Here is a 2,043-nt window from a genome sequence, read left to right on the forward strand (position 1 = left end):
TATCCGCAAGGCTCTCGTAGAGCTTGACGGTGCTCCATTCAAGTACTTCGCCGCACATCGCGACGTATGGGCAAAGGAGACTGCTTACGTTTACCCAGGTCCTATCCAGTACTGGGGTCCTACCGAGGTTTGCGATCAGCCAACCATGACCCTCAAGCTCGAGCAGGCAAAGTAATTTCATCCTGACGGCAAGCCCTCAGGGCTGCTGCAAGGCAGATTGAATATGATAAGGCGGTGACTTTTGGTCATCGCCTTATTTTGATTTGTGATAGCTTTGTCTTAAATTTGCTTTTTCGTGCGTGGCGCGCGTATGTGCGTATGCATACGGCCATATACCCGCACGTGTATGAGGACAGATTTCTCTATGGAAACAGAGCAGATTCAGAAAAGGATAGACGAGCTCAAGCAGCTCATCTCCGAGAATAACGAGCATTACTATATCGAGAATGCTCCCGTCATCAGCGACTATGAATTCGATATGCTGATGGTCGAACTTGCCTCGATCGAGAAGGCCCACCCTGAGCTCATCACCCCGGACTCTCCTACCCAGAGGGTCGGCAGCGACCTTTCCCGCGCAAGGAAGGGTTCCAGGAAGGCAGCGAAGGAGTTCGAGCAGTATCCGCACAAGTATCCTATGCTCAGTCTTGGAAACACCTACAGCGTGACCGAGATCGAAGAGTTCGCGGACAGGGCTGCCAAGGCTATCGGCGATGCTTTCACCTATTGCTGCGAGCTCAAGTTCGACGGAACGGCGATCTGTCTTACCTACCGTGACGGCAAGCTCCTCAGGGCGCTCACACGCGGCGACGGATCGGTCGGTGACGATGTGACCGAGAATGTCAGGAGAATTCCGAACATCCCCCAGCGTCTCAACGGTATCGGCTGGCCGAAGGAATTCGAGATCCGCGGTGAGATCTACATGCCGTACAAGGCCTTCGACCGTCTCAACGACGAGCGCAGGCGCGACGAGGAAGCACCGTTCGCAAATCCTAGGAACGCAGCATCGGGCTCGCTCAAGCTCACTGACCCGGACGAGGTCGCGAACCGTGGACTCGAGTGTACCCTTTACCATATCCTCGGAGAGGATCTCCATTTCACGACTCATGACCAGGCGCTCAGGTGCGCGATGAAGTGGGGCCTTCCGGTTTCTGACAAGAGGAAGATCTGCCGCAACATAGTCGAGATCGTCGAGTACGTCAAGTACTGGGACACAGAGAGAAAGTTCCTTCCGTTTGCCACCGACGGCATCGTGATCAAGGTGAACGAGCTCCCATATCAGGAGTCTCTCGGATATACCTCCAAGGCTCCAAGATGGGCCGTGGCATATAAGTTCAAGGCAGAGCAGGCGCTCTCCAAGGTGCTCAGCATCGACTATCAGGTGGGCCGCACAGGCGCTGTCACCCCGGTAGCTAACCTTGAACCGGCTCAGCTCTCCGGTACCGTCGTGAAGCGCGCGTCCCTCCACAATTCTGACCAGATGGAAGTGCTCGACATCCGTGTCGGTGACTATGTCTACGTAGAGAAGGGTGGCGAAATCATCCCTAAGATCACAGGAGTCGAGCTCAGCAAGAGAGATGGACTCTGCGTGAAGCCGGAGTTCCCTGTTACCTGCCCGGACTGTGGTGCAAGGCTCGTTCGCGACGAAGGTGAGGCAAAGTGGTTCTGCCCTAACGTCGACGGCTGCCCTACCCAGATCAAGGGCAAGCTCGTGCACTTCCTCTGCCGCAAGGCGATGAACGTTATCGCGGGCGACGCGACCATAGAACAGATGTACAATAAGGGCTACGTCAGGAACGTGGCCGATTTCTATAAGCTTGACGAGAACAAGCTCCTCCACCTCGACGGATGGAAGGAGAAGTCAGCACAGAGGTTCCTTGCGAGCCTCGAGGAATCCAGGAACGTCCCATTCGAGAAGGTGCTCTACGCCCTCGGCATACGTCATGTCGGCGAGACCACCGCTAAGCAGATTGCACGTGCTCTCGGCAGCATGGACGCAATCATGAACGCTGGCCGTGAGCAGCTCATGGCCGTAGGTGATGTCGG

The 2,043-nt window shown here is 55.7% G+C and carries 1 protein-coding gene and 1 pseudogene; both read left to right on the forward strand.

Annotation, left to right across the window (positions count from 1 at the left end; all coding sequences use genetic code 11):
• Nucleotides 1–175, forward strand: a pseudogene (locus tag AC06ND_RS09630) (diphosphate--fructose-6-phosphate 1-phosphotransferase); the annotation flags it as partial.
• Between the two features lie 189 nt (nt 176–364).
• A partial coding sequence (gene ligA, locus AC06ND_RS09635; protein WP_475678764.1) for an NAD-dependent DNA ligase LigA occupies nt 365–2,043 on the forward strand: 1,679 nt, incomplete at its 3' end.

The sequence above is a fragment of the Candidatus Cryptobacteroides sp. genome (assembly GCF_056207615.1).